Source organism: Pseudomonas cerasi, from assembly GCF_027983475.1.
In the GTDB taxonomy this organism is placed as follows: domain Bacteria; phylum Pseudomonadota; class Gammaproteobacteria; order Pseudomonadales; family Pseudomonadaceae; genus Aquipseudomonas; species Aquipseudomonas cerasi.
Map to the genome: position 1 here is coordinate 195,990 of NZ_JAQJVM010000004.1, position 25,849 is coordinate 221,838.

General features: G+C 58.7%; 22 protein-coding genes. 14 read left to right on the top strand and 8 right to left on the bottom strand.

Annotated elements, in window-relative coordinates; genetic code table 11:
- Window positions 1-7: 7 nt before the first annotated feature.
- Together PI739_RS22610 and PI739_RS22615 are read right to left on the bottom strand one after the other, a co-directional pair.
- Window positions 8-865, bottom strand: coding sequence for a sulfurtransferase (locus PI739_RS22610; RefSeq protein WP_003432512.1), 858 nt, complete (start codon window positions 863-865; stop codon window positions 8-10).
- A gap of 54 nt (window positions 866-919) precedes the next feature.
- Window positions 920-1,582, bottom strand: coding sequence for a TetR/AcrR family transcriptional regulator (locus PI739_RS22615; protein ID WP_003432509.1), 663 nt, complete (start codon window positions 1,580-1,582; stop codon window positions 920-922).
- Between the two features lie 367 nt (window positions 1,583-1,949).
- Here PI739_RS22615 and coaD point away from each other — a divergent pair, with 367 nt between their 5' ends.
- Together coaD and PI739_RS22625 are read left to right on the top strand one after the other, a co-directional pair.
- Window positions 1,950-2,429 (top strand): pantetheine-phosphate adenylyltransferase, encoded by a 480-nt coding sequence (coaD, locus tag PI739_RS22620; RefSeq protein ID WP_003348749.1) that lies wholly within the window; start codon window positions 1,950-1,952, stop codon window positions 2,427-2,429.
- Between the two features lie 98 nt (window positions 2,430-2,527).
- Window positions 2,528-2,779: a YfhL family 4Fe-4S dicluster ferredoxin gene (locus tag PI739_RS22625; RefSeq protein WP_054081730.1), complete on the top strand. Its 252-nt coding sequence runs from the start codon at window positions 2,528-2,530 to the stop codon at window positions 2,777-2,779.
- 8 nt (window positions 2,780-2,787) lie between these two features.
- On the opposite strand, the gene PI739_RS22630 is transcribed toward PI739_RS22625, so the two are convergent.
- The 3 genes from PI739_RS22630 to PI739_RS22640 all read right to left on the bottom strand — a co-directional run bounded on the left by PI739_RS22630 (window position 2,788) and on the right by PI739_RS22640 (window position 4,894).
- Complete coding sequence (locus PI739_RS22630) at window positions 2,788-3,126, bottom strand: hypothetical protein (RefSeq protein WP_003372544.1); 339 nt, start codon at window positions 3,124-3,126, stop codon at window positions 2,788-2,790.
- Between the two features lie 97 nt (window positions 3,127-3,223).
- The gene (mutM, locus tag PI739_RS22635; RefSeq protein WP_003372546.1) at window positions 3,224-4,036 is read right to left on the bottom strand and encodes a bifunctional DNA-formamidopyrimidine glycosylase/DNA-(apurinic or apyrimidinic site) lyase; all 813 of its coding nucleotides are present in this window, start codon (window positions 4,034-4,036) and stop codon (window positions 3,224-3,226) included.
- Between the two features lie 45 nt (window positions 4,037-4,081).
- The gene (locus PI739_RS22640) at window positions 4,082-4,894 is read right to left on the bottom strand and encodes an HDOD domain-containing protein (RefSeq protein ID WP_170846043.1); all 813 of its coding nucleotides are present in this window, start codon (window positions 4,892-4,894) and stop codon (window positions 4,082-4,084) included.
- Window positions 4,895-5,132: 238 nt separating this feature from the next.
- On the opposite strand from PI739_RS22640, the gene PI739_RS22645 reads away from it, so the two are divergent.
- Both PI739_RS22645 and PI739_RS22650 read left to right on the top strand, forming a co-directional pair.
- Entirely contained in the window at window positions 5,133-5,672 is a 540-nt protein-coding gene (locus tag PI739_RS22645; RefSeq protein WP_003372548.1) for a type 1 glutamine amidotransferase domain-containing protein, read from the top strand.
- An 85-nt stretch (window positions 5,673-5,757) separates the two neighbouring features.
- Window positions 5,758-6,954: a class I SAM-dependent rRNA methyltransferase gene (locus PI739_RS22650; protein WP_003372549.1), complete on the top strand. Its 1,197-nt coding sequence runs from the start codon at window positions 5,758-5,760 to the stop codon at window positions 6,952-6,954.
- A gap of 819 nt (window positions 6,955-7,773) precedes the next feature.
- Here PI739_RS22650 and PI739_RS22655 read toward each other — a convergent pair.
- A complete protein-coding gene (locus PI739_RS22655; RefSeq protein ID WP_003372560.1) occupies window positions 7,774-8,520 on the bottom strand; it encodes a TraX family protein in 747 nt (248 codons plus the stop codon).
- 99 nt (window positions 8,521-8,619) lie between these two features.
- On the opposite strand from PI739_RS22655, the gene PI739_RS22660 reads away from it, so the two are divergent.
- From PI739_RS22660 to msrA, 6 genes are all read left to right on the top strand, one after another.
- Complete coding sequence (locus PI739_RS22660; RefSeq protein ID WP_003432507.1) at window positions 8,620-9,660, top strand: threonine aldolase family protein; 1,041 nt, start codon at window positions 8,620-8,622, stop codon at window positions 9,658-9,660.
- 125 nt (window positions 9,661-9,785) lie between these two features.
- A complete protein-coding gene (locus PI739_RS22665) occupies window positions 9,786-11,228 on the top strand; it encodes a TldD/PmbA family protein (protein WP_003432506.1) in 1,443 nt (480 codons plus the stop codon).
- Entirely contained in the window at window positions 11,228-12,553 is a 1,326-nt protein-coding gene (locus PI739_RS22670; protein WP_054081731.1) for a TldD/PmbA family protein, read from the top strand. The genes PI739_RS22665 and PI739_RS22670 overlap by 1 nt, the downstream gene beginning before the upstream one ends.
- A 9-nt stretch (window positions 12,554-12,562) precedes the next feature.
- Window positions 12,563-13,975, top strand: coding sequence for a multidrug transporter subunit MdtD (mdtD, locus tag PI739_RS22675; protein WP_003372572.1), 1,413 nt, complete (start codon window positions 12,563-12,565; stop codon window positions 13,973-13,975).
- Window positions 13,976-14,225: 250 nt separating this feature from the next.
- Window positions 14,226-16,919 (top strand): bifunctional diguanylate cyclase/phosphodiesterase, encoded by a 2,694-nt coding sequence (locus tag PI739_RS22680; protein ID WP_054081732.1) that lies wholly within the window; start codon window positions 14,226-14,228, stop codon window positions 16,917-16,919.
- Window positions 16,920-17,068: 149 nt separating this feature from the next.
- Window positions 17,069-17,716, top strand: a complete 648-nt coding sequence (gene msrA / locus PI739_RS22685) for a peptide-methionine (S)-S-oxide reductase MsrA (RefSeq protein WP_003432504.1) — start codon at window positions 17,069-17,071, stop codon at window positions 17,714-17,716.
- Window positions 17,717-17,997: 281 nt separating this feature from the next.
- On the opposite strand, the gene PI739_RS22690 is transcribed toward msrA, so the two are convergent.
- Window positions 17,998-18,834 carry a 23S rRNA (adenine(2030)-N(6))-methyltransferase RlmJ gene (locus tag PI739_RS22690; protein WP_054081733.1) on the bottom strand — a complete coding sequence of 279 codons (837 nt, stop codon included), beginning with the start codon at window positions 18,832-18,834 and terminating at the stop codon, window positions 17,998-18,000.
- A gap of 379 nt (window positions 18,835-19,213) precedes the next feature.
- Here PI739_RS22690 and PI739_RS22695 point away from each other — a divergent pair, with 379 nt between their 5' ends.
- Complete coding sequence (locus tag PI739_RS22695) at window positions 19,214-19,444, top strand: DUF6124 family protein (protein ID WP_003432502.1); 231 nt, start codon at window positions 19,214-19,216, stop codon at window positions 19,442-19,444.
- A 119-nt stretch (window positions 19,445-19,563) separates the two neighbouring features.
- Window positions 19,564-19,830 (top strand): hypothetical protein, encoded by a 267-nt coding sequence (locus PI739_RS22700; protein ID WP_003393668.1) that lies wholly within the window; start codon window positions 19,564-19,566, stop codon window positions 19,828-19,830.
- A 91-nt stretch (window positions 19,831-19,921) separates the two neighbouring features.
- On the opposite strand, the gene gbcB is transcribed toward PI739_RS22700, so the two are convergent.
- Entirely contained in the window at window positions 19,922-21,022 is a 1,101-nt protein-coding gene (gene gbcB / locus PI739_RS22705; protein ID WP_003372583.1) for a glycine betaine monooxygenase reductase subunit, read from the bottom strand.
- Between the two features lie 309 nt (window positions 21,023-21,331).
- On the opposite strand from gbcB, the gene gbcA reads away from it, so the two are divergent.
- Entirely contained in the window at window positions 21,332-22,630 is a 1,299-nt protein-coding gene (gene gbcA, locus PI739_RS22710) for a glycine betaine monooxygenase oxygenase subunit (RefSeq protein WP_003432500.1), read from the top strand.
- 179 nt (window positions 22,631-22,809) lie between these two features.
- A complete protein-coding gene (locus PI739_RS22715; RefSeq protein WP_054081735.1) occupies window positions 22,810-25,215 on the top strand; it encodes a fibronectin type III domain-containing protein in 2,406 nt (801 codons plus the stop codon).
- Window positions 25,216-25,849: the final 634 nt, after the last annotated feature.

A 25,849-nucleotide genomic window follows, 5' to 3' on the forward strand; every position in this document is an offset into this window, starting at 1 on the left:
TAACGAATCAATCGGCGCCCGTGGCGATTTCCCGTTCAGGATCGGTGATCCATTCACTCCACGAACCCGCATACAGCGTTGCCAGCGGATAGCCGGCCAGACACAGGGCGAACAGGTTGTGGCAGGCGGTGACACCTGAACCGCAATAGGACACCAGACTCTCCGGCGGGCGGCCCTGCAGCTTTTCAGCGAAACGCTGCCTGAGCTGTTCGGGCGGCAAAAAGCGTCCATCGGGACCGAGGTTGTCAGTACAGGCTGCACACTGCGCACCGGGAATATGCCCGGCAACCGGATCCAGAGGTTCTACGTCGCCTCGAAAGCGGGCTTCGGCACGGGCATCGATCAGGGTCATTTCCGGGCGTCCCAGACGACCCTGCAAGCGACTGCCGCTGAGCACCATGGACATGTTCGGCTCGCCGCTGAAATGACCGGGCTCACGATTCGGCGCATCCAGGCTCAACGGCAGCCCCGCAGCGTGCCAGGCCTTCAGCCCGCCATCGAGCAGGTAGACGCCTTCGCGCTTGCCCATCCAGGCCAGCAACCACCAGGCCCGCGCGGCATACATTCCCGGACCATCGTCATACAGCACAACATCGCTGTCGGCGTTGATGCCCCAAGCCTGAAAGCATTGCAGCAAAGCGGCGGGATCGGGCAGTGGATGACGTCCGGTCTTGCCTTTGATAGCAGGCCCGCTGAGGTCGCGCTTCAGATCGGCAAAAGACGCGCCCTCGATACGCCCCTGGGCGTAACTGCGTTGGCCGTAGTCGGAATCTTCAAGCGCGTAGCGGCAATCGAGAATCACCAGGCCTGGAGTTTTCTGGCGTTCAGCCAGTTGCTCAGGGTTGATCAGTTGCGCAATGGACATGACACACTCCTGTGGCAGAGAACCGACAAGCTGGCTGCTCGTCAGTCCCGGAATTCACATCAGAACCTCGGGCAGTGACGCGTGAAACGTCTTGCACAGAGCATCGAACGCTTCGCGAGCCTGAGGCGCGACAAAAACAGATTCGAGCATAAGTACCTGATAGACGCCACGTCGAATAGCCGATTGGTTGATCTGCGTGGAGTTTTCCCGATTGGTGCACAGAAAACGCACCCACGACGTCAGGACGATCCAGGTGTTAAGACTGGTCCACTCGATCTGCGACTCATCCATCTTCAGGATGCCCGCCTTGATGAATCCCCGGTAGATGGTCATCGCCTGCATCAGACAGCGGTACGAAAAACGCCGATAACGCCGCGCCAGCTCCTCATCCGAGGTCAGCAGGTGCTCAAGATCACGGTGCAGAAAACGGTAGCGCCACATGGCGTCGATAATCGCCAGGAAGTAATCGCGCTTGTCCTCGATGGTCGGCGCACGGTCGGCTGGCAGGGTCAGGAAACTGCCGATCAGCATCTCGTACTCGGAGAACAGTTCGGCGATGATCGCCTGCTTGTTGGGAAAGTGGTAATAGAGATTGCCGGGCGAGATTTCCATGTGCGCAGCGATGTGATTGGTGGTCACGCAACGCTCGCCCTGCTGATTGAACAGTTCCAGACTGGTTTGCACGATTCGTTCACGGGTTTTGGTACGCGGTGCCATGCTGGGCCAGGCCACTCTTTGCTGATCAGGTGATGGCAATCTTAGCGCAGGCTGATACTGCGATGGTGGCAGAATCGCGGCGATAAGGGTGTCACGTCGACGCAGGCACACCCGCCCAGGCCAAGACCGGACAGATCGAAAATCCGGATGACATCCCGCTCGTCAATCAGTGTCCGTCTTACAAAGTTTTTCATCGGCCGACCAGCCGCTGTGACTGCGCTAAATAGCCCCAAAATCAGGGATTTCAACATAAACATGGCCGATAATCGGCGCAATACGACGTTTGATACCTGCCGCGCAGCTTGGCCCATCGGGAAGGCTGCGATACCATCCGAGTCCCACAACGGACTCCGACCAGGACGACGCGATGAACCGAGTGTTGTACCCAGGCACCTTCGACCCGATTACCAAGGGCCATGGAGATTTGGTCGAGCGCGCCTCGCGCCTGTTCGACCAAGTGGTCATTGCGGTTGCCGCCAGCCCGAAGAAAAACCCGCTGTTCCCTCTGGAGCAACGCGTCGAGCTGGCCCGCGAAGTCACCAAGCACTTGCCCAATGTGGAGGTGGTCGGTTTTTCGACCCTGCTGGCGCATTTTGCCAAGGAGCAGAATGCCAACGTCTTTCTGCGCGGACTTCGTGCCGTATCGGACTTCGAATACGAATTTCAGTTGGCCAATATGAATCGCCAGCTGGCACCGGACGTCGAAAGCCTGTTCCTGACGCCCTCGGAGCGCTACTCGTTCATATCCTCGACGTTAGTGCGTGAAATCGCCGCGTTGGGCGGTGATATCACCAAATTCGTTCATCCTGCAGTGGCCCAGGCGCTGACCGAGCGCTTCAAGCGCTAGACTCGCTGCATGTGAAGGTGCATCCCGAAGCCTAATGCGGCACAATTCGCCGCATTGGTTTTAATGTGCCCCGGCGTCGGCTGCGGCAGGAGCAATTCATGTCCCTTATCATCACTGACGATTGCATCAATTGCGACGTCTGCGAACCCGAGTGCCCAAACGAGGCGATTTCACAAGGCGAGGAGATCTACGTGATCAATCCGAACCTGTGCACCGAATGCGTCGGTCACTACGACGAGCCTCAATGTCAGCAGGTTTGCCCGGTCGACTGCATCCCTCTGGATGAGAATCATGTCGAGAGCAAAGAGCAGTTGATGGACAAGTACCGGATCATCACCAGCAGGGCTTGATTACGCCTTCACTGCTGCTTGCCGTACCCGTCGCCCGTGCAACCCAGACAACGCACGAAGGCTGCCTTGCCCGGATCCACCACCAGCGCCTTGCCTGTTGCCCCAAGGTTGCCGCCTGCCGCCGCAAAAGGCGCAGCGATCACGAACAGTCCTGTACCGATAACGGTGGCCGCGATCAACAAGGGTCGGGCAATCAGAAGGTCACCGATCATGGCAAACGCAGGTGGGTTCTGGATGGTGTAGACCGGATCGCCGCTGCCTGTGGTGACATCGGCGGCCACCGCTGGCAGCGCCTGCAGGCCGATGAACAACGCCAGCGCGGCAGCGAGAATACGAAACGGGCTCATGGCTTGATCCTTCAGGCGTCGCAAATAATTAAGGTGCCATCACTATAAACAGGGCTGTGGGTTAAGCAAATGGCCCAGAGCCCCTGTCATCTGTATTTCAGCGCTGACATTTCGGGCAATACACGCTGGCGCGCTGGCCGAGCTTGACTTCACGCAGCGTCGTACCGCACACCTTGCATGGCTGACCGCCACGACCATACGCAAACAATTCCTGCTGGAAATACCCAGGCTTGCCGTCACCGCCGATGAAGTCACGCAGGGTGGTGCCGCCACGTTCTATAGCGTAGGCCAGAATGCGTTTGATCTCGATGGCCAGCTTCAGGTAACGCGCGCGGGACACACTGCCCGCTTCGCGGCGCGGGTCGATGCCGGCGGCGAACAGCGCTTCGGTCGCATAGATATTGCCCACCCCGACCACAACGGCGTTGTCCATGACGAACGGCTTGACCGCGATCGACTTGCCACGCGAGCGCTCGTAAAGACGCTCGCCATCGAAAAGATCGGTCAGCGGCTCCGGCCCCAGGCGGATCAACAGTTCATGGTTGTGCGGATCGAGACTCCAGAGCATCGCGCCAAAACGACGCGGGTCGGTGTAACGCAAGGCCAGCCCGGACTCCAGTTCGATGTCGACGTGCTCATGTTTGAGCGCCGGAAGCCCGGCTTCGACCAGACGCAGATTCCCGGACATACCCAGGTGACTGATCAGGGTGCCCACCTCGGCCTGGATCAGCAGGTACTTGGCGCGTCGATCCACCTGCACGATACGCTGGCCGGACAGGCGAACGTCCAGATCCTCGGGAATGGGCCAGCGCAAGCGGCTGTCGCGCACGATCACGCGGCTGACGCGCTGACCTTCAAGATGCGGCGCAATGCCACGACGGGTGGTTTCGACTTCAGGTAATTCAGGCATGGACAACTCGGTCGTGCAGAAAGGACAGGCCGGGGCGGCGCCGGATCAGCGCGCGCCCAGCTCGCGGATGCTTTCCCTCAGGTATTCAAAGTCATATTCGGACAGGCCCACGTAGTCCAGCACCAGCGCACCGATGCATTCCCACTCGTGATCCTCGTCCTGATTGCCCAGCACCCGATAGGACTGGCAGATATGCTCGGCCATTTTCAGCGGAGCCAGGAGGTTCTTGAGCGTGGCATTGCGACTGGTATCGTCCAGGAAAATCGCCAATGCGTTGTGATGATTGGCAATCGCGTCGGTAACGTGTGCAGGCAGACGCCAGGATTTGGCCGTGTAATAGCCGACGACCGAATGGTTGGTGTCGAAGGCGCTGTTTTCGGTATCGACGATGCGGCAATCGGGCCCCGCGTTGGCGTAGGCCTCTTCCAGCACCGGCATGTAGTTGGGAAAACGCTTGAGCATCAGCGGTATGCCGCAGTCGTGAAACAGGCCCAGGGCGTAGGATTCGTCCACCGTCTGCGAGCCAATGCGCTTGGCCAGGGTCAGACTGGTCATCGCGACATCCTGCGCCGTATCCCAGAAACGGTTGAGCGCGACGATGGTTTCATCGGTCATCTCGCCCCTGATCGACTGCGCGTTGATCAGGTTGATCACAGTCCGACTGCCCAGCAGGTTTACCGCCTTGTCGATCGAGGCAATCTTGTTGGACAGGCCGTAGTGTGGAGAGTTGACGATCTTCAACAGCGCCCCGGACAACCCGGGATCCTGAGCGATCAATCGTGCAATCGCCCCCAGGTCCGGATCGGGCATGTATTGCTCCATCTGCAGATCCACCATGATTTGCGGCTGCGGAGGCACACTGATGCCCTGCAACGCTTGCTGGATCTGTTCTGGGCTTAGCTCTTCGGACATAGGAATTCACTCACCTTGATGACTGGATTCTGACCCCTTGCGGAGAAACGGTCCATCACCCGAGACGAAGATATTCTCGGAACTTTGCCTTATACGAAGCTTCGGACGTTGTGTTAACGGCGTAAACGGCGGCTTCAAAAAGGCCTGCCAGACGCTACTCTTAAGCCCGACACTGGAGGATCCCATGTCTAAAGCATTGACTGGCAAACGCATAGCAATTCTTGTAACCGACGGTTTCGAACAGGTTGAATTGACCGGTCCGAAAGAAGCGTTGGAGCAAGCAGGCGCCACCGTGGAAATCCTTTCCGCTGAAGAGGGCAAGGTCAAAGGCTGGAATCACGACAAACCTGCCGATGACTTCAAGATCGACGGCACGTTCAAGGCTGCCAACGCCAGTGACTATCATGGCGTGGTGCTGCCGGGCGGTGTACAGAACTCCGACACCATCCGCATAGACAGCGACGCGCAAAAGATCGTCAAGGACATCGAGGCCGCGGGCAAGCCGGTAGCAGTTATCTGCCATGGCAGCTGGCTGTTGATCTCGGCCGGCCTGGTAAAGGGCAAAACCCTGACCAGCTTCAAGACGCTGAAAGATGACCTGGTCAACGCAGGCGCAAAATGGGTCGATCAGGAAGTCGTCACCGACGGCAAACTGATCAGCAGCCGCCAGCCCGATGATATCCCCGCCTTCAACAGCAAACTGATCGAAGCCCTGTCTGCCTGACAGATTCCGTCAGTTAATTGCAGTCATCCCGGCCCAGCGCCGGGATGACGCGCTATAATCCCGCTCCTTTTTCAGGAGCGACGTCATGTCCCTGCCTAGCTTGCGCCTCAAAGCCAACGCCGACCGCCGCTTGCGCGCCGGTCATCTGTGGGTCTACAGCAACGAGATCGATGTAGCCGCCACTCCACTGCATGGTTTTGCAGCCGGTGATCAGGCCATCCTCGAAGCTGCGGGCGGCAAGCCGCTGGGCATCGTCGCCATGAGCCCCAACAACCTGATCTGCGCACGCCTGCTGTCCCGCGACATCAAGCTGCCGCTCGACAAGTCGCTGCTCGTCCATCGCCTCAACGTTGCGCTGTCGCTGCGTGAACGCCTGTTCGACAAGCCTTTCTACCGTTTGACCTACGGTGACTCCGACCTGCTGCCGGGTCTGGTAGTCGATCGTTTTGGTGACATTCTGGTCGTTCAACTGGCCTCGGCCACGATGGAAAACCACAAGGAAGACATCATTGCGGCGCTGGTTCAGGTCATCAAGCCAAGCGGCATTCTGTTCAAGAACGATTCGGCGGCTCGCGATGCGGAAGGCCTGAATCGTTACGTCGAAACCGTTTTCGGTCTGGTGCCGGAATGGGTTGCGCTGGAAGAGAACGGCGTGAAGTTCGAAGCACCGGTCATGGCCGGGCAAAAAACCGGCTGGTTCTATGACCACCGCATGAACCGCGCGCGCATCGCCCCTTATGTCAAAGGCAAGCGTGTGCTCGACCTGTACAGCTACATCGGCGGCTGGGGCATTCAGGCAGCGGCTTTCGGTGCCAGCGACGTCACCTGCGTCGACGCGTCGTCCTTCGCCCTCGATGGCGTGGAGCGCAACGCAGCCCTGAACGGTTTTGCCGAAAAGATGACCTGCATCGAAGGCGATGTTTTCGAAGCGCTCAAGGAACTGAAAGCCGCAGAAGAGCGTTTCGACGTAATCGTCGCCGACCCGCCTGCATTCATCAAACGCAAGAAAGACATGAAAAACGGCGAAGGCGCCTACCGCCGCCTGAACGAGCAAGCCATGCGCCTGCTCAGTAAGGACGGCATTCTGGTCAGCGCGTCGTGCTCGATGCACCTGCCGGAAGACGACCTGCAGAACATCCTCCTGACCAGCGCCCGCCATCTGGACCGCAACATCCAGCTGCTGGAACGCGGCGGCCAGGGCCCGGACCATCCGGTACACCCGGCCATTGCCGAAACGCGCTACATCAAGAGCATCACCTGCCGGCTGCTGCCCAACAGCTGATACCAAAGCGCCCGGCCTCGTCGCGCCTACAGAGCTCGCTGTTCCTGACTATCGTGCCGATGCTCTGCGTTGGCATGCCGTTCCGGACGCTCAGCGCCGCTATAAAGAAGCGCTTTTTTATCACAGTGGCACTGACGACGCAGAGTGCGACGTAAGTGACGGCTGAGTCCTGGCTGGTGGGCCGGGGGCGGCGACCCCCGGATCAGTGACAGGGCGAAGGAACCCGACGAAGTCGGGCCGGAAACGGAGCTGCGGAATTTGCCTACTTTGGCCCCATCAAAGTAGGTCGCCGAGAGGCGAAAAGGTGACTTGAGCCGAACATCAATCTACCTAACAAAGAAAAACCCCCGTGTGACGCAGAGCGTCACGAACTGCATTCCCACGCGGAGCGTGAGGAACGATAGTCATCAGACTCCGGGCCGTGCCTTTAGCCAAATTGCTCTGAAGCGCTTTTCAACCGCGATGGCACTGACGACGCAGAGTGCGACGTAAGTGACGGCTGAGTCCTGGCGCTGATCCGGGGGTAGCCTGGCAGGACGCCAGGCTAGCCGCACCGGGCCATGGATGGCCCGTTGCGGCGACCCCCGGATCAGTGACAGGGCGAAGGAACCCGACGAAGTCGGGCCGGAAACAGGAGCGAAGGACTTTGCTCACTTTGGTCCCTCAAAGTGAGTCGCCGAGGGGCGAAAAGGTGAGCTGAGCCGAACCCCAATCTACCTAACGAAAGAAAAACCGCCGTGTGACGCAGAGCGTCACGAACTGCATTCCCACGCGGAGCGTGAGGAACGAGAAGTGTGTGGGATAACTGCATACTCCCGATCAAACCCTGCCCACCACCATTCGCACGCCCAGCAACAGCAGAAAGTGCAGCGGGTAGATCGCATAGGCCCAGCGCCGCATCGGGATCACTGCGAACCTAGGTTTCGCCCGCAGCAGCGCGATGCCCAGTACAGGCGCCAACACGCAGGTGAGTATCGAACCGATGGAAATCGGATCGCCCCAACTCGCACCGGCAAACATCTGCGACCAGGCATTACCCGCCAGACAAAAGACCGCCGGAAATATCGCATACCAAAGCCTTCTTTCCAGCACCAGCACAAAGACCAGCGGCAGCAATACACCGGCAAAGCCAAACATCAGGTATTTCTGGAAGATCGCCGTCAGCAGCAGTGCGACAAGGGCCATCACTCGGGTCGTCGGATTGCGATGCTGCCAGCCCTGAGCGATCACCAGCCCCAGTAGCAGCGTCGGCATTACATTCAGCACTGTGGCGTCAGCCATGAACAGCCGATACGGGATCTCCGCCAGCCCGGCAAACACCAGCAGCCAGCCCAGATAACGCCATTGCACCCGCGGGGCCACGATGGCTGCGCTGCGCCGGGAAAGATTCACGGCGATTGCCAGGCAGAACCAGGGAAAGGCAAAACGCCCCGGCACGTATAGAAAATCGACTGACCAGCCCACATAGCGAAGGTGGTCAAGCACCATACTCAACATCGCCAGCCACTTGAGCAGGTCCAGCGCCTTGTTGCGTCCGGGCAGAAAAGGCGGGTTGGAAAGATCCATAGTGCTCCTGAATGAGGAATTGCGTCATGCAGCCAACACATGACCGAACCTTATATTGTCGCTACAGTGCGCACCATAATCGCCCATAAGGAATCGGCCATGACAGACCAAAGCCAACAGTTCGCCAGCGACAACTATTCCGGTATCTGCCCTGAAGCCTGGGCGGCCATGGAGCAGGCGAACAAGGGCCATCAACGCGCTTATGGTGACGATCAATGGACTGCACGCGCTTCGGATGATTTCCGCCGACTGTTCGAAACCGACTGCGAAGTATTTTTCGCCTTCAACGGCACGGCGGCCAACTCGCTGGCGCTGTCATCGCTGTGCCAGAGTTACCACAGTGTCATCTGTTCGGAAACGGCTCACGTCGAAACCGATGAATGCGGTGCGCCGGAGTTTTTCTCCAACGGCTCCAAACTGCTGACAGCCCGCAGCGCGGGCGGCAAGCTGACCCCGGAATCGATTCGTGAAGTGGCGCTCAAGCGTCAGGACATTCACTACCCCAAGCCGCGCGTCGTGACCCTGACCCAGGCCACCGAGGTAGGTGGCGTCTATCAGCCGGAAGAACTCAAGGCGATCAGCGCGACCTGCAAGGAACTGGGCCTGCATCTGCACATGGACGGTGCCCGTTTCTCCAATGCCTGCGCCTTTCTGGAGGCGTCCCCGGCTGAACTGACCTGGAAGTCCGGCGTTGACGTGTTGTGCTTCGGCGGCACCAAAAACGGTATGGCGGTGGGCGAAGCCATTCTGTTTTTCGACCATGATCTGGCTGAAGACTTCGATTATCGCTGCAAGCAGGCCGGGCAACTGGCGTCGAAAATGCGCTTCCTGTCTGCACCGTGGGTCGGCCTGCTGGAAAACGACGCCTGGCTCAAACACGCCCGCCATGCCAACCGCTGCGCGCAACTGCTCGCCGAACTGGTCAAGGACATTCCTGGCGTGGAGCTGATGTTCCCGGTGCAGGCCAATGGCGTGTTCCTGCAACTGTCGGAGCCGGCCATTGCTGCACTGACCGCTCGTGGCTGGCGTTTCTACACCTTCATCGGCAACGGCGGCGCACGTTTCATGTGCTCGTGGGACACCGAAGAAGAGCGCGTGCGTGAACTGGCCGCCGATATCAAGCTGGTGATGCAGGGCTGAAGCGTCTGGCTCAAAGCTTGCAGGTGCAGCTTGGCAATCGTGGGGGGTAATCTCCCCCTTAACGGCAATCGGCTCAAAAGGCCGCCCGGACTTCACTGACCACCCTCAAGAAGGAGCTTGTCTGCATGTTCGATTTCTCCGCCCGGCTCAAGCAGCATTTCGCTGCTCTGCAGAGTGAAGCGCAATTTTTTTCCGTACGTTACGTGCACCGCACCGGCCAACGCCTGTGCGTGCGCAAGAATGTGGCCGAGCCGCCGTCACTGATCAGCGACGAGGGCGCCATGCTGACCGTGCGCCTGAATGGCGTTGAAGCCTACGCCGCCACCAACGACATCTCCCTGAAGGGTTTGCAGGCTGCCTTGCAGCAGGCCGAAACGCTGGCCCGCCGTCTGGCACCGCATGCGCTGCTGGACCTGAGCGATCAAGCTGTCTCGAGCGCAAAGGCTGACTACCTGTCGCCAAACATGGATCAAGCCTTTCCACCGCTGAGCGATTGCATCGGCCTGCTGATGGCCGAGTCCAGCGCGGTCCCGGCAGACGAACGCCTGGTCAACTGGCAGGCCATACTGGACCTGGAAACCGTTGAGCAAATCTACCTCAACAGCGCGGGCGCGCAATTGCGTCAGGCGCAGCGCTTTGTGTTTCCGGGCATGAGCGTGACGGCCTACGACGGTCGCGACAGCCAGACGCGCACCCTGGGCGGGCATAACTTCGGCCAGCAAGGTGGCATCGAAGTGCTGAGCAGTTGTGGCCTGATCGGGTCTGCCGCCAACGTCGCCGACGAAGCGTTGCAGTTGATCCTCGCCCCCAACACGCCATCAGGCCCACGCGACCTGCTGCTGATGCCCGATCAGATGGTCCTGCAGATTCACGAGTCCATCGGCCATCCCCTGGAGCTGGACCGGATTCTCGGTGACGAGCGCAATTACGCAGGCACCAGTTTCGTCAAAACGACTGACTTCGGCACCCTGCAATACGGTTCCAGCCTGCTGAACGTGACCTTCGACCCGGAGATTCCCGAGCAACTGGCCAGCTACGCGCATGATGACGATGGCACGTCAGCCAGCAAGCAGTTCCTGATTCGTGACGGCCTGCTGCAGCGCCCGCTCGGCGGTGCCCTGTCGCAATACCGCAGCGGCCTGGCAGGCGTCGCCAACAGCCGCGCCTCCAGCTGGAACCGTGCCCCCATCGACCGCATGGCCAACCTGAATATCGAACCGGGTGACCAGTCGCTGGACAGTCTGGTCGGTAACATCGAGCACGGCATCCTGATGTCGAGCAATCGCTCCTGGTCCATCGATGACGCACGCAACAAATTCCAGTTCGGCTGCGAATGGGGCCAGTTGATCGAGAACGGCGAGCTCAAGGGCGTGGTGAAGAACCCCAATTACCGGGCGATCTCCGCGCAATTCTGGAAAAACCTCAGCGCAGTGGGTGATGCCAGCACGTTCAAAGTGCTGGGCACGCCGAACTGCGGCAAGGGCGAACCCAACCAGGTGATCCGTGTAGGCCATGCCTCTCCGGCGTGTGTGTTTGCCAATGTCGATGTGTTTGGAGGAGATGCCTGATGTCGCACCAACAGCAGTTCGAGGCGCTGGTCGCCGTGCTCAAGGCTGCCATCAGCCCGACGGAACACTTCACTCTGGCCTACGACGCCGAGGCGTCTGACTTCATCCGGTTCAACCACGGCCAGGTTCGACAGGCCGGGAGCGTCCAGCAGGTCATCGTCACGTTCAAACTGATCGATGACGGCCGACATGCCAATCTCGAGCTGACACTGTCCGGCGACGCCGAGACCGACCAGCAGCGCCTTGTCGACGCCCTGCAACAATTGCGCGAAACACTGCCGTCGCTGGCCAAGGATCCCTATCTGTTGCCGAACACGAATGCCTGGCAAAGCAGTAACGTTCAAGATTTGCCGCTGCCGGACAGCGCCCGGGTCGTCGAGCAGATCAGCGAACTGGCAGGCGATCTGGACCTGGTAGGTTTCTATGCGGCAGGCCCGCTTTACCGCGGCTTCGCCAGTTCGTGGGGGGCGCAGGGCTGGCACCAGGCCAACAGCTTCAATTTCGACTGGAGCCTGTTTCACGAAAACGGCCAGGCAGTGAAAGCCAACTACGCGGGTCACGACTGGAGCGACGAAGCCTTCGCGCAGCGTTTTCAGCAAGCCCGCGAACAGCTCGAATTTCTCGGCCGCCCGCTGCATGCGCTCAAGCCCGGACAATACCGCGCGTACCTGGCGCCAGCGGCTCTGGACGAAGTCATCGGCATGCTCACCTGGGGCGGATTTTCCGCGCAGTCACTGGCCAGTAAACGCAGCCCGTTGCAAAGGCTGTATGACGGCGAGACGCCTTTCAGCCCGTTGGTCAACTTCGACGAAAAAGTCAGCGGTTCGCTTTCACCAGCGTTTTCACGGGAAGGCTACCCGCGCAAGGACCTGAAACTGATCGTCGACGGGCAAGCCCGCGATCGGCTGGTGGATTCGAGCAGCGCTGCCGAATACGACCTGCCTGCCAACGGCGCGGATTATGGCGAAGGCCCAAGCGCGTTGAGCATTGCCGGCGGTTCACTGGAGCTGGATCAGATCCTCGCCAGGCTCGGCACCGGGCTTTACATCAGTAACCTCTGGTACCTGAACTTCTCCGACCGCGCCGCTGCGCGCCTTACCGGAATGACACGCTTCGCGACGTTCTGGGTCGAAGAGGGCAAGATCGTCGCGCCGGTGAGCACCATGCGCTTCGATGACAGCGCCTACAGCCTGCTGGGCAGCGCACTGGAGGACTTGACCAAAGAAAGGGAACTGATTCTCCAATCGAGCACCTACAGTCAGCGCCAGACCGGTTCAATCCAGTTGCCGGGCGCATTGATCAGCCGACTCACCCTCACGCTATAGCAGGAGCCTATGCCGAACTCAGCAGCGCCGATCATGGACGAAAAGACCCTGCGCTGGATGCCCTGGGTCATCGCCATCGCATTCTTCATGCAAAGCCTGGACGGCACGATTCTCAACACCGCCTTGCCGTCCATGGCCCGTTCACTGGCGGAAGACCCGCTGCGTATGCAGTCGGTGGTCATCGCCTACATGCTGACCATTGCGCTGCTGATCCCGGCTTCGGGCTGGATCGCCGACCGGTTCGGGATCAAGCGCATCTTCTTCAGCGCCATCCTGCTGTTCAGTTTCGGATCATTGCTGTGCGCGCTGTCCTGGTCACTGAACGTGCTGGTAGCCGCCCGGGTGATTCAGGGGCTGGGGGGCGCGCTGATGCTGCCTATCGGGCGCCTGATCGTATTGCGCGCCTATCCGCGATCGGAGCTGGTGCGGATCATGGGCTTTATTACCGTGCCGGGCCTTTTGGGTCCGTTGCTGGGCCCGACGCTTGGCGGCTGGATGGTCGAGTACCTGAGCTGGCACTGGATTTTCCTGATCAACATTCCGGTCGGCATCCTCGGTTGCTACGCCGTCAAACACTTCATTCCTGATCTTCCGGGAGGCGGTCGAACACGGTTTGACGGCGTCGGTTTCATCCTGTTTGGCGCGGCGATGGTATTGATCACCATTGCCCTGGAGGGCCTGGGCGAGTTGCACCTGCCGCACATGCGCGTGGTGCTGTTGCTGTTTGCCGGAATGGGCTGTCTGGCAGCGTATTGGCTGCGTGCCGGGCACATCGAATCGCCATTGTTTGCCCCTTCACTGTTCCGTACCCGGACGTTTGCGGTCGGCATCATGGGCAACCTGTTCGCCCGCCTGGGCAGCGGTGCCCTGCCATTTCTGGTGCCGTTGCTGCTGCAGGTGGCGCTGGGGTATTCGCCGTCTCAGGCAGGCATGAGCATGTTGCCGCTGGCGGCCGCTGGCATGTTCGCCAAGACCATCGCCCGCTGGCTGATCGAGCGGCTGGGCTACCGCATGATTCTGACCGGCAACACACTGCTGCTGGGTATCCTCCTGGCCAGCCTGGCGTTGGTGGATGTGCAAACCCCATACTGGGTGTTACTGGTCCATCTGGGACTGCTCGGCGCCGTCAACTCCTTGCAATTCACGGCCATGAATACGGTCACCTTGATCGATCTGGACGATGCCAGTGCAGCGAGTGGCAACAGCCTGCTTTCGGTGGTGGCACAGCTGTCGCTGAGTCTTGGCGTGGCAAGCGCAGCAGCCTTGCTCGGGGGGTTCAGCGAAGAAGTTACCACCGGCGAGGTCAGCAGCATGCTGGGGGCATTTCAGCTGACATTCCTGAGTGTCGGGGTGCTGGCCATGTTTGCGGCAGGTATTTTCCTGCAATTGCCGGCAAAGGAGCCCAGGATGGCAAAAGCCTGATTGACAACAGCCCGTAACTGGAGCAAATCTGCAAAGCGAATTCCCCTGGAAAATAGGGGTTTTACCCGAAAAAACAACGAATTTGAGTATCCGACCAGATACATTGAAGAACCTGGACAACCGGCCGACACTTTTATAGCACTAAGCCACTGTGGTCTCTTGTAAGCATGGGCCGCATGATGCAACCTTGCCATACGCGAAAGTGGGGTTTATCCCCGTCGCGACTAGTATTCCGGAAGCGAGTTTGTTCATGAAAAGCCAAACCGATGCTGCCGGTAGATCCGCAGCCGAGGTAGTGACGCAATTGCCAGTGCCTTCGCGCCTGGGCATGCTGCGTTTCGAGCGGCTGAATGAAGCCAATTGGGCGCTATTGTTTCTCGATCCGAATTGCGAAAGGCAGTTCGGGCTGGCAGCTGTTGACCTTTGCGCCTTGATTGGATCCCCTTATGCCAGCCTCATGGAGCCGGAAGCACGTTATCAACTGCACGATGACATCCAGCTGCAACTGGCCTCTTCCCCGAATTACCTGATCCGCTACACCCTCCACAGCCCCAAAGGCCCCCTTGGCCTGCTGGAAATCGGCGAAGCGTACAAACAGCACAACCGGCATCTGTTACGTGGTTACTTTCTGATCGTCGAAGACCTTGTCACGACTGGCGAACCGGTCACGGACTCCGATCTGGAAACCCGCAACCTGCGACTGCAGATTGCCCTGGAACTCAACCAGCGCGCCCAGCGCGACCAGTTTGCCCACCTGGAACGCGTGCGCGCCCAGCAGGACCTGATCCTGCGCCTGACCCGACACCGCTACACCACGGCCAATACCTTGCTCGAAGCGGCAGAGCTGATCACCAAAAGTGCTTGTGATATCTACGATGTCGACCATGTCAGTATCTGGAACCTCAACGACAAACGCCTTGAGCCGATCACCGACTACAGCCGTGAAACCGGCGACTATCAGCCACGCACGCCAGTGGATATCAGCCCCTACCCTACTTACCTGCAAGCGCTGAATACCAGCCGGGCGATCGACGCCAGCAATATCCAGACTGACCCACGCACCTGCGAAATGGCCAAAAGCCTGAATCCTGGAGAAACCAGAGCGGTTCTCGATGCCAGTATTCGTATCGACGGGCAGGTGATCGGCGTGCTGTGTCTGGAAGAGTCCGGCACGACACGCGAGTGGCAGTCCGACGAGATCGCCTTCGCCGGCGAACTGGCTGACCAGTTTGCCCAGGTCATCAACAACCATAACCGGCGGGCTGCGACCAACGCGCTGCACCTGTTCCAGCGCGCGGTCGAACAAAGCGCCAACGCCTTTCTGCTGGTCAACTGCAATGGCGTGGTCGAGTACGTAAACCCGAGTTTCACGGCGATCACCCAGTACAGCTCGGAGGAAGTCTCCGGGCACAAGTTGTCGGAATTGCCCGCACTGGAAAACCTCAACCAGTTGCTGCTGGAAGCCAACTCCAGCCTGACCAACAGCAACAGCTGGCAGGGCGAGTTCAAAAGCCGGCGCAAGAACCTCGAACCCTACTGGGGCCAGCTGTCGATTTCCAAGGTGTATGGCGACAATCGTGAGCTGACGCACTATATCGGCATCTACGAAGACATCACCCAGAGCAAGCTGGCCCAGCAGCGCATCGAGCGCCTGGCGTACACCGACAACCTCACCAATCTGGGCAACCGTCCGGCCTTTATCCGCAATCTGGACGAACGCTTTGCCCGCGACACCGATACGCCGATGAGCCTGTTGCTGGTCGACATCGATAACTTCAAGCGCATCAACGACAGCCTCGGCCACCAGACCGGTGACAAACTGTTGATCAGCCTGGCGCGGCGCCTGCGCAACACCTTGAGCCCGTCCGATGTATTGGCGCGCTTTGCCAGTAACGAATTTGCCGTACTGATCGACAACACCGATCAGGAAGCCGGACAGGCCACCGCCACACAAGTGCTGGCCACGCTGGACAAGCCGATGTTCGTCGACAATCAGCTGATCAGCGTCACCGGCTCGGTGGGTCTTGCCTGCGCGCCGCTGCACGGTCGTGACCCGCAGACCCTGATGAAAAACGCAGGTCTGGCCCTGCACAAGGCCAAAGCCAACGGCAAACATCAGGTTCAGGTGTTTACCGAAGCATTGAATGCCGAGGCCAGTTACAAGCTGTTCGTGGAAAACAACCTGCGCCGCGCCCTGACCCAGAACGAGCTCGAGGTGTTCTATCAGCCCAAGCTGTGCCTGCTGACGGGTCGTCTGCTGGGCATGGAGGCGCTGTTGCGTTGGAATCATCCTGAAAAAGGCATGATCCGACCGGACCAGTTCATCAGCGTGGCCGAAGAGACCGGTCTGATCATCCCCATCGGCAAATGGGTCGCGCGTCAGTCCTGCCGCATGAGCAAGGACCTGACCGCTGCGGGGTTCGGCAACCTGCAGGTAGCCATCAATGTATCCCCCAAGCAGTTTTCCGACCCGGAACTGGTGTCATCGATTGCCGCCATCCTCAAAGAAGAAGAGCTTGACCCCTCCCTGCTGGAACTGGAGCTGACCGAGGGCCTGTTGCTGGAAGCGACAGAAGACACCCGCCAGCAACTGGACTCGCTGAAGAAACTCGGCCTATCACTGGCCATGGACGACTTCGGGACCGGTTACTCGTCGTTCAGCTACCTGAAGAAATTCCCCATCGATGTGATCAAGATCGATCGCAGCTTCATCCGCGATATTCCGGATGATGAAGACGACATGGAAATCACCTCGGCGGTCATCGCGATGGCTCACAACCTCAAGCTCAAAGTGGTTGCCGAAGGCATTGAAACCGCGGCTCAGCTGGCCTTTCTGCGGCGCCATCGCTGCGATGTCGGCCAGGGCTATCTGTTCGACAGACCTATCCCCGGCGAAGAGCTGATCGAGAGGCTGAAGCGCTATCCTCGTCGCCCATCCGCCTGACAACCTTCCCTGCACCCCGCTCTCTCGGGCACACTGTCCGCCTGTTATTGCACGGCAGCACTTGTTTCTGCGTGTAACGGGACCTATGTATTTGTATTGATCATCCGTCCTGGCCCCGCTGCCGATCTCCACACGAGAGGATATGGTTCATGACTTTGCGCTCGGAAATTCTAGTGAACAAAAACGTACTGCCTACCGCCGAACAAGCACTGCCGGGTCGTGAAACGCCAATGGCGCTTCCGGAAACCCACTTCGTCAACGGCAATCCGCTGTTGGGGCCGTTTTCGAGCAATGTCGAATTCGCCATCTTCGGCATGGGTTGCTTCTGGGGCGCAGAACGTCGTCTGTGGCAACAGGACGGTGTGGTGAGCACTGTCGCCGGCTACGCAGGCGGGTTTACTCCGAACCCGACTTACGAAGAAGTCTGCTCCGGGCTGACCGGCCACACCGAAGTGGTACTGGTGGTCTACGAGCCAGCAAAAATCAGCTACGAAGACCTGCTCAAAGTGTTCTGGGAAGTACACAACCCGACTCAAGGCATGCGTCAGGGCAATGACATCGGCACTCAGTACCGTTCGGTGATCTACTGCACCACTCCCGAGCAGCTCGACGCCGCCAAAGCCAGTGCAGAGACCTTCCAGGCGGAACTGAACAAGGCCGGTCTGGGCAGCATCACCACCGAAATCGAGCAGGCACCGACGGTTTACTTTGCCGAAGCCTACCACCAGCAATACCTGGCCAAGAACCCACAGGGCTACTGCGGGCTGGGCGGCACGGGTGTGTGCATGCCGGCTTGAGACACGCCCCTGCCGGGGCGTCAGGAAACGGGCTTCTGCCCGGAGGGCGTAGGAGCGGACTTGTCCGCGATGGGCTGCGAAGCGGCCCCAAAACCGGCCACCTCGGCTGTATCTGGCGCACCGAGGCAAGCGGTTTTGCTGCCGGTTCCCGGCAGATCGCGAACCAGTGAAGCGTTGCACGGTACGCACCTACACGCCCTGCACAGTCCTCTGGGCTTGCCAGGATCTGTGTACAACGCTGAGTGCTCCGCATGGGCACGCAGTGATGGATGCAGGCAAGCCTACTCCGCAATCAACCAGTCCATCTTCCAGCCGCCCTGGGTCTGGCCCAGTTTCTGGGCGAGGTACGGCATCAGGTCGCGCAATTCTTCTTCCAGACCCCAAGGCGGGTTGGCGATGGCCAGGCCTGAACCGTTGAGGCTGGCCGGTGTGTCCAGCGGATGGACGAACAGTTCAACGCGCAACAGCTTGGGCGCGCCGGTTTCTGCCAGGTCCTGATAGAAGCGGCGCAGCAGGCGGGTATCCTTGATCGGGTACCAGATTGCCGCCACTGTCTGACGCATGCGCCCGATGGCTTCCTTGAGCGCAACCGCGCAACGCTTCATTTCATCGAGTTGCTCGAATGGCGGGTCGATGAGCATGACGGCACGCTTTTCCGCCACGGGCAGCAAGGCGCGCGGGACATGCCAGCCTTCCCCAAGATGCACCGCCACACGGCGGTCGCCTTTCATGTTCTCCTTGAGCAGACGCCCGTCTTCGGGGTGCTTCTCGTTGAGCAGCACACGCTCGCGCTCGCGGGTCAGGCGGCGGGCCAGCTCCGGCGAACCGGGGTAGTAGCGCAGCTCGCCATCCGGGTTCATGTCGTGCAGCACTTGCAGATAGTCGGACGCCAGCGCAGGCAGGTCCGTGGCGTTCCACAGACGGCCGATACCCTCCAGCCATTCTCCGGTGCGCGTGGCCTGATCGCCTTTGAGGTCGTACAGGCCGAGCCCGGCGTGGGTGTCGAGATAGGCGAACGGCTGCTCCTTGCGCGCCATCAGGGCGATCAGGCGAGTCAGGGTCAGGTGTTTGAAGACGTCGGCGTGGTTGCCGGCATGGTAGGCGTGACGGTAATTCATGGCAGCTCCTGGCAAGCTGCGCAGTTTAGCAAACCTGAGCAATGAACAAGAATTTGTAACGAATTTGCGGGACTGGTCTCTTTCACTTGAAGGAAATTTCCGAGAAACTCCCGGCCCCTTGTGCCTGCCTGTTTCGATCTCTACTCTGCGCCCGTCGCTGCATATTCAGCGGTGAGGATTAGTAGCCCTCGATGTGATTAGGCGCAATGCGCCACCTTGTGCAAGGCGCTTGTTTACGGCCTGCATCTTTATGGTGGCCGTGCGTGGGGCGTCTTCGGATGCACCGGTTCCTAATCACCGGGCTACTACCTGCGTGCGGCCGCCACCTTCGATTAGTAGCCGAAGTGACGACCTTCCAGTTATTGATTAGGAGTCTCACATGCTGAAAATCGTCCCCGATCCGCCCCTCTTCACCGTCAGCGCCAACGTCAGCCAGGAAGACGCCCTGATGCATGCCAGCGACCTGCTGCGCTGCGCCGCCACCAGCGCCTGTGAATTCAGCGACAGCATGACCGGCACCCAGCGCGACATGACGCTTTCGATCATGCACCTGGTGGAAATGGCCAAGGTCATGGTCGACAGAACCATAGACAACCTGCAAACCGAATGACCGCATGAACTGAAAACGACACACTTGTAGCCAATCCTGCCACGCACGACAGGCAGGGGTTGCCCGCAGGCGGTTGTCCTTCCAGAATCGGAACAAGCCCGATCAAAGGAACAGACGTCATGATGCACGCGGATTTGATTGACCAGGAAGACCTGCTCGGCCAGCTCAGAGCCCTGGGCTTCGAAGCCCCCGGCGGCGCAACCGCTGAACAAGCCTGCGCAAACGCCGTCTGCGGCCTCAACGCCGAACGCGCGACCGCCTTGCGACGTCTGGTAGAACAACTTCTGACCGGCAGCGCCACCCTCCTCCCCGCCGTGCGCCAGGCCATCGACCAGCAACTGCTGCCCGCGCTGGCGGCTTATAAGCAGAGTCACAGTGGATCTTAGCCGGTAGGCGCCCTCAAGAACGTCTATCGTACCCATGCTCCGCGTGGGTATGCCGTTCGTGACCCTTTGCGCCACACAGTTTCAGGCGTGCTCAGTACTCAATCCGCACATCGCCCTTCGGCACGCTGCAGCAGGACAGAATGTACCCCTCTGCAACATCTTCGTCGGTAATGCCGCCGTTGTGCTCCATCTCGACTTCACCGCTCAGTTTCATGACCTTGCAGGTTCCGCAGATGCCCATGCCGCAGGCTTTGGGGATCATCAGGCCGAGTTTGGCGGCGGCGGCATGCACGGTTTCGCCCGGCCCGACGCGGATGCTCTTGCCGGTGTCGGTGAACTCCACCTGATGCAGGTCGGCGATGTCGATGTCGGGCGCGTCGGCGGCGATTTCGGCCTGCTCGACGGCGTCTGCCCTGGCCTCGGGCGGCGTCGCACCGAACGACTCTTCATGGTATTGCGCCATGTTGAAGCCGTTCTCCTGCAACAGACGCTTGACCGCTGTCATGTACGGCGTCGGTCCGCAACAGAACACCTCACGGTCCATGAAGTCCGGGGCCATCAGCTCGAGCATTTTCTGGTTCAGGTAGCCACGATAACCGGCCCACGGCTCGCCCAGACCATGCTTTTCACAGACCAGGTGCAGGCTGAAATTGTCGATCCGCGAGGCCATGTGCTCCAGCTCGCGGTGGTAGATGATGTCTTTCGGTGAACGCGCGCTGTGCACGAAGACCATGTCGACGTTGGCGTTGGTGTCGTAGAACCAGCGCGCCATGGACATCACCGGCGTGATGCCGACCCCGCCGCTGAGGTAGAGAATCTTCGGGTTCGGGAAGTCGATCGCGTTGAACAGCCCGACCGGCCCGTGTACCGCCAGCTCCTGTCCTTCAATCAGCGTGTCATGCAGGTAATTGGAAACCTTGCCGCCCGGCACGCGTTTGACGGTGATCGAAAAACTGTACGGCACCGATGGCGAGCTGGAGATGGTGTAAGAGCGCATGATCGGCAGGCCGTCGATCTCCAGCTCCAGGGTCACGAACTGGCCCGGCTTGAAGAAGAACATGATCGGCTGGTCGGCCATGAAGCAGAACGTGCGCACGTCCCAGGTTTCCTGGATGACTTTGACGACACGTACCAGGTGACGCCCGTTGGCCCATGTCTGGGTCGTGACCGGGCTCAGGAAACTTTGGGACATACTCGATCTCCACGGCCGACTGTCGGCCTCTCATGCTGCGGATTCTGCGTAACGCGCGAGACGGCCATTTACCTATCAACGACATTCACGTACTTACCGCGACCAGCCCCGTGCAACAAGGCCTGTCGCGTCGGGAACGGATGCGGCCATGTCGCCCATGGATAAGGTTCGCTGCGCGCCCGGCTCCACACTCGCCACCAAGGGTCATAAGCATGGTCGACTGATCTATCGTCATGCGTGAAACGCGATCACACCCGTATCAGCCACATTCGCAGGCCGCCCATGCCGCGGTCATGAGGGATTTAATCGATGGACGTCACCGCAACCTTGAGCCTGGGCGATCCGCTGGAACCTGCACGCAAGGCCACTGCCGAGATGCTGCAGAATCGCGAGCGCACGTACTCGCTGCCGCAGCCTTTCTACAGTGATGAGCGACTGTTTGAAATCGACATGCAGGAAATCTTTCACAAGGAGTGGCTGATTGCCGGGATGACGTGCGAAATCCCAACCAAGGGCAATTACCTGACGCTGCAGATCGGCAAGAACCCGATCCTGGTCGTGCGCGGCCCGGACGGTGTCGTCAACGCATTCCACAACGTATGCCGCCATCGCGGCTCGCGCCTGTGCACTGCCGAGAAAGGCAAAGTCGCCAAACTGGTTTGCCACTATCACCAGTGGACCTATGAGCTGGACGGTCGTCTGCTGTATGCGGGCACTGAAATGGGCGACGACTTCGACATGAAGCAGTTCGGCCTCAAGCCGGTGCACGTCAAGACCGCAGGTGGCTACATTTTCATCAGCCTCGCGGAAAACCCGCCTGCCATTGACGAGTTCCTGTCGACGCTGCGGCACTACATGGAACCGTATGACATGGAGAATACCAAGGTGGCCGTGCAAACCACCTTGATGGAAAAGGCCAACTGGAAGCTGGTGCTGGAAAACAACCGTGAGTGCTATCACTGTGGCGGCTCGCACCCTGAATTGCTCAAGACGTTGCTGGAATGGGACGACGTCACCGACCCGCGTGCCGATCAGGCCTTCAAGGATCATGTGGCCGCGTCTGCTGCTGCGTGGGACGCCGAGAAAATCCCGTACGCCCACGCCAGTTTCGGCCTGCGTAATCGTATCGTGCGCATGCCGCTGCTCAAAGGCACCGTGTCGATGACCATGGACGGCAAGGTCGGCTGCAAGAAACTGATGGGCCGCATCCAGAACCCTGACCTGGGCTCGATGCGTATTCTGCATTTGCCGCATTCCTGGAACCACTGCATGGGCGATCACATCATCGTCTTCACGGTGTGGCCGATCAGCGCGCAGGAAACCATGGTGACGACCAAGTGGATTGTCCACAAGGATGCGGTCGAAGGCGTGGATTACGACGTCGAGCGTATGCGCCAGGTCTGGGACGCCACCAATGATCAGGACCGTCGTCTTGCCGAAGAAAATCAGCGCGGCATCAACTCCAGCGCCTATCAACCCGGCCCTTATTCGAAAACCTATGAGTTCGGCGTGGTCAACTTCGTCGACTGGTACAGCTCGCGCATGCTGGAAAACCTCGGCGCAGAACCTGCGCCGTATTTGAAGGGTGTGGCGGTGAATCACGAATAGAGATTGCCCCGCCAACGCGACCCACCAAGTCAGACTCACTTCATTCACGAAGTGAGTCTGAACTGACCACGCCGACACAAAAACCCTCGCGCCGATACCGTCATTTCTGACAGTTACCCAAAAAAATCTTTCGTGATCAACTCCCGTTGCAGTCAATCCAACGGACGGAGACACGGACCATGCTCAGCCCAAAAAACATTAATCAATATAAAAATAAAACAGTCGATGCAGCCTCGGCCATGCCGGACATAAGAGGCAAAAATATTCTCATGGGGTTCTGGCATAACTGGCCTTCCGAACCCGGTCAAGGTTACCAGCAAGGCCTGTTCAAAGAGATGGCGCTGACCGACATACCCGAGGCGTATAACGTCGTGGCCGTGGCCTTCATGAAAGGTGCCGGCATTCCTACATTCAAGCCTTATAACCTGAGCGATGCTGCGTTTCGCGCCCAAGTGGCAGCACTGAATGCACAAGGACGTGCGGTGCTGATTTCTCTTGGCGGGGCTGACGCGCATATTGAGCTATATACCGGTCAGGAAGATGCACTGGCCTATGAAATTATTCGTCTGGTTGAAACCTATGGCTTTGACGGCCTGGATATCGACCTTGAACAAGCTGCGATTACCTTTGCCGATAACCGGACCGTATTACCCGCTGCGTTGAGGATGGTGCGCGAACATTACGAGACAGAAGGAAAGCACTTCATTATCAGTATGGCCCCCGAGTTCCCCTACCTGAGGGCCAGCAAAAAACTGCCGATATTGAAAGAGATCACGACGTATTTTCCTTTCCTGAAAGAATTTGTAACCTTTCTCGACTCCCTGAGATCCGGCGGTGCCTACCTTGCTTACATCAATGCGCTGGAAGACATCTATGACTTTATCGCGCCTCAGTATTACAACCAGGGCGGCGATGGCATATGGGTCGATGAGCTGAACCTGTGGGTCACTCAAAACAACGACGCCCATAAGAAAGAGTTTCTTTACTACCTGACCGACAGCTTGATCCACGGTACGCGTGGCTTCACTAAAATTCCGGCCGACAGGCTGGCCATTGGTCTACCGACCAACAATGACGCCGCCGCCACCGGTTACGTGGTTGACCCGCAGAACGTCAAGGATGCACTGCAAGAGCTGGAAGACGCCGGCAATTCGATCCGCGGGCTGATGACCTGGTCGATCAACTGGGATGCCGGGAAAGACAAGGATGGCAAGGAATACAGCTGGGAGTTCGTGAACCGCTACGGTTATCTCACCAGTGGTGAAACGCCCGTACCGGACAAGCCTTCAGTACCCACTGACCTCAGATCAACCGAGCAAACCCCAACGTCGGTGAAACTGGCCTGGTCGCTTTCGGAAGGCACGAACCCGGTTCTGAAATATGAAGTGCTCCGTAACGGCACTCTCTTCTTTACGGTGAGCCGTCCTGACTTTGAAGATACCGGCCTTCAGCCCGGCACCACTTACAGCTACCAGGTACGTGCCATTGATGTCATGGACAACACCTCGGCATTCTCCACAGCGATCAGCGTGAGTACACAGGCAGGGAGCGGCGGTGGTGCGAAACCGACAACACCGGTCTTGAGCCTGTCAGGCGTCACCGATAAAAGTGTGTCGCTGACATGGACAGCGTCTACCAGCGATAGCCCAATCAACAGGTATCAAATTGACCGGGACGGCTGGCCTACTAAAGCGCTCAGCGGTGAAACGTATGCGTTTACCGATGAAGAACTCACCCCGGGCCGTACGTATAAATACCGCGTTGTGGCAAGAGACGAAGAACTTCAATGGTCAGAGGTCAGCAACCTGATAGAAATCACAACCGATTCGGAACCCCATAAACCTTCATTGCCTGTCGACTTCAGGTCAACCGGGCGGACCACCACATCGATAACGCTGGACTGGAGTGTTTCGACGGATGCCAGCGGTCCGTTTCACTATGAGCTGTTCCGCAAGGGTGTTTCGATAGGCGAGGGCAAAGCTCCTCCCTTCACCGACGAAGGCCTTCTGCAAAGCCGCCTTTATGATTATCACATCATCGCGACCGACAGTATGGGTAACAGCTCAGGACCCTCTGAAAAACTTCTGGCCACTACAGACTCCGAGGCGTCCAATGATCGACCTGCGCCACCGGGCAACTTGCGTCAGACAGGTGAGACCACCACCAGTGTTTCACTGGCATGGGATGCACCTGCAGGGGGTACTGCCGTTGACGTCTACCGTGTCTACAGTTTCGACGCGCCTGCTGTGACCGTCGATTCAACCGTACTGACTTTTACCGTCAGAGGCCTGACCCCAGGCAAGACCTATCAGTATCTGGTCGGTGCACGCGATAAAGATCTAGAACTGTCTGGGCCCAGCAACGTTGTGCAGGCCTCGACCAGCGAAGCATTGCCTGAATGGGACGATGATACTGACTACGTGAAGGGGAATAAGGTGATGCATGCGGGTGCCTCTTACATCTGCATCAATTCTCACCATTCACAACCAGACTGGGCGCCGGGCACCGTGCCGACGTTATGGGCGCCCTGGACCGAGCAAGCAGGCGGCAGAGGTTTCCGCGACTGGCCCAAAGAATGGCAGTGAGCCTCATGCGTACCGGCTCTGGCTCGTAAACAGACGGTGACGATGTCATAACTGAACGACTTATCCACAGCGCCCAAAAAGCGTTTATGGATAAGTCGCTTTTTCATGGGCCTGGAAATAGTCAGGACAACAACGACTTACCATGGAACACCTAAGTCACAGAGCCTGTATGTTTTTTAACCAAATCTCTGTAGAGCTTAATTTCATTGGGCTACAGACGAGCACGAACACCTTATCCACAGAAGCGCCAACAGACTTTGGGTACAACTTCGTCCCAATCACCCGGCCTGCTGTGGACAACGTATAAAATGGCTGAAAAACCACCCGAATGAACCAATGCTGCACGCAAAACCCTGCTTTGATCATTTTTCATACAAAACCTCCAAAGCCTTTATTTACAAGGCTTGTAGGCAATCACAAACAACTTGTCCACAAGCACGCGCACAGAGATTGTGGGCAAACCCATTGGCTGGCAGATGGCAGTGCGCATTTATCCACAAAAAAATGCAATGAAAATAAAGAGTTAGATTGATCGTTTTTTGAACACCACTCCAAAAGCCACGTTCTACAAGCCGTTCAGACGTTCACGAACACATTATCCACAGGCACACGCACAGGGATTGTGCGTAAGTCT

Coding starts and splice junctions, on each gene's coding strand:
- PI739_RS22715 (WP_054081735.1), top strand. CDS start 22,810: ATGCTCAGCCCAAAAAACATTAATCAATATAAAAATAAAACAGTCGAT.
- PI739_RS22680 (WP_054081732.1), top strand. CDS start 14,226: ATGAAAAGCCAAACCGATGCTGCCGGTAGATCCGCAGCCGAGGTAGTG.
- mdtD (WP_003372572.1), top strand. CDS start 12,563: ATGCCGAACTCAGCAGCGCCGATCATGGACGAAAAGACCCTGCGCTGG.
- gbcB (WP_003372583.1), bottom strand. CDS start 21,022: ATGTCCCAAAGTTTCCTGAGCCCGGTCACGACCCAGACATGGGCCAAC.
- PI739_RS22610 (WP_003432512.1), bottom strand. CDS start 865: ATGTCCATTGCGCAACTGATCAACCCTGAGCAACTGGCTGAACGCCAG.
- PI739_RS22665 (WP_003432506.1), top strand. CDS start 9,786: ATGTTCGATTTCTCCGCCCGGCTCAAGCAGCATTTCGCTGCTCTGCAG.
- mutM (WP_003372546.1), bottom strand. CDS start 4,036: ATGCCTGAATTACCTGAAGTCGAAACCACCCGTCGTGGCATTGCGCCG.
- PI739_RS22625 (WP_054081730.1), top strand. CDS start 2,528: ATGTCCCTTATCATCACTGACGATTGCATCAATTGCGACGTCTGCGAA.
- PI739_RS22670 (WP_054081731.1), top strand. CDS start 11,228: ATGTCGCACCAACAGCAGTTCGAGGCGCTGGTCGCCGTGCTCAAGGCT.
- msrA (WP_003432504.1), top strand. CDS start 17,069: ATGACTTTGCGCTCGGAAATTCTAGTGAACAAAAACGTACTGCCTACC.
- PI739_RS22645 (WP_003372548.1), top strand. CDS start 5,133: ATGTCTAAAGCATTGACTGGCAAACGCATAGCAATTCTTGTAACCGAC.
- PI739_RS22615 (WP_003432509.1), bottom strand. CDS start 1,582: ATGGCACCGCGTACCAAAACCCGTGAACGAATCGTGCAAACCAGTCTG.
- PI739_RS22660 (WP_003432507.1), top strand. CDS start 8,620: ATGACAGACCAAAGCCAACAGTTCGCCAGCGACAACTATTCCGGTATC.
- PI739_RS22690 (WP_054081733.1), bottom strand. CDS start 18,834: ATGAATTACCGTCACGCCTACCATGCCGGCAACCACGCCGACGTCTTC.
- PI739_RS22700 (WP_003393668.1), top strand. CDS start 19,564: ATGATGCACGCGGATTTGATTGACCAGGAAGACCTGCTCGGCCAGCTC.
- PI739_RS22655 (WP_003372560.1), bottom strand. CDS start 8,520: ATGGATCTTTCCAACCCGCCTTTTCTGCCCGGACGCAACAAGGCGCTG.
- PI739_RS22650 (WP_003372549.1), top strand. CDS start 5,758: ATGTCCCTGCCTAGCTTGCGCCTCAAAGCCAACGCCGACCGCCGCTTG.
- PI739_RS22630 (WP_003372544.1), bottom strand. CDS start 3,126: ATGAGCCCGTTTCGTATTCTCGCTGCCGCGCTGGCGTTGTTCATCGGC.
- coaD (WP_003348749.1), top strand. CDS start 1,950: ATGAACCGAGTGTTGTACCCAGGCACCTTCGACCCGATTACCAAGGGC.
- PI739_RS22695 (WP_003432502.1), top strand. CDS start 19,214: ATGCTGAAAATCGTCCCCGATCCGCCCCTCTTCACCGTCAGCGCCAAC.
- gbcA (WP_003432500.1), top strand. CDS start 21,332: ATGGACGTCACCGCAACCTTGAGCCTGGGCGATCCGCTGGAACCTGCA.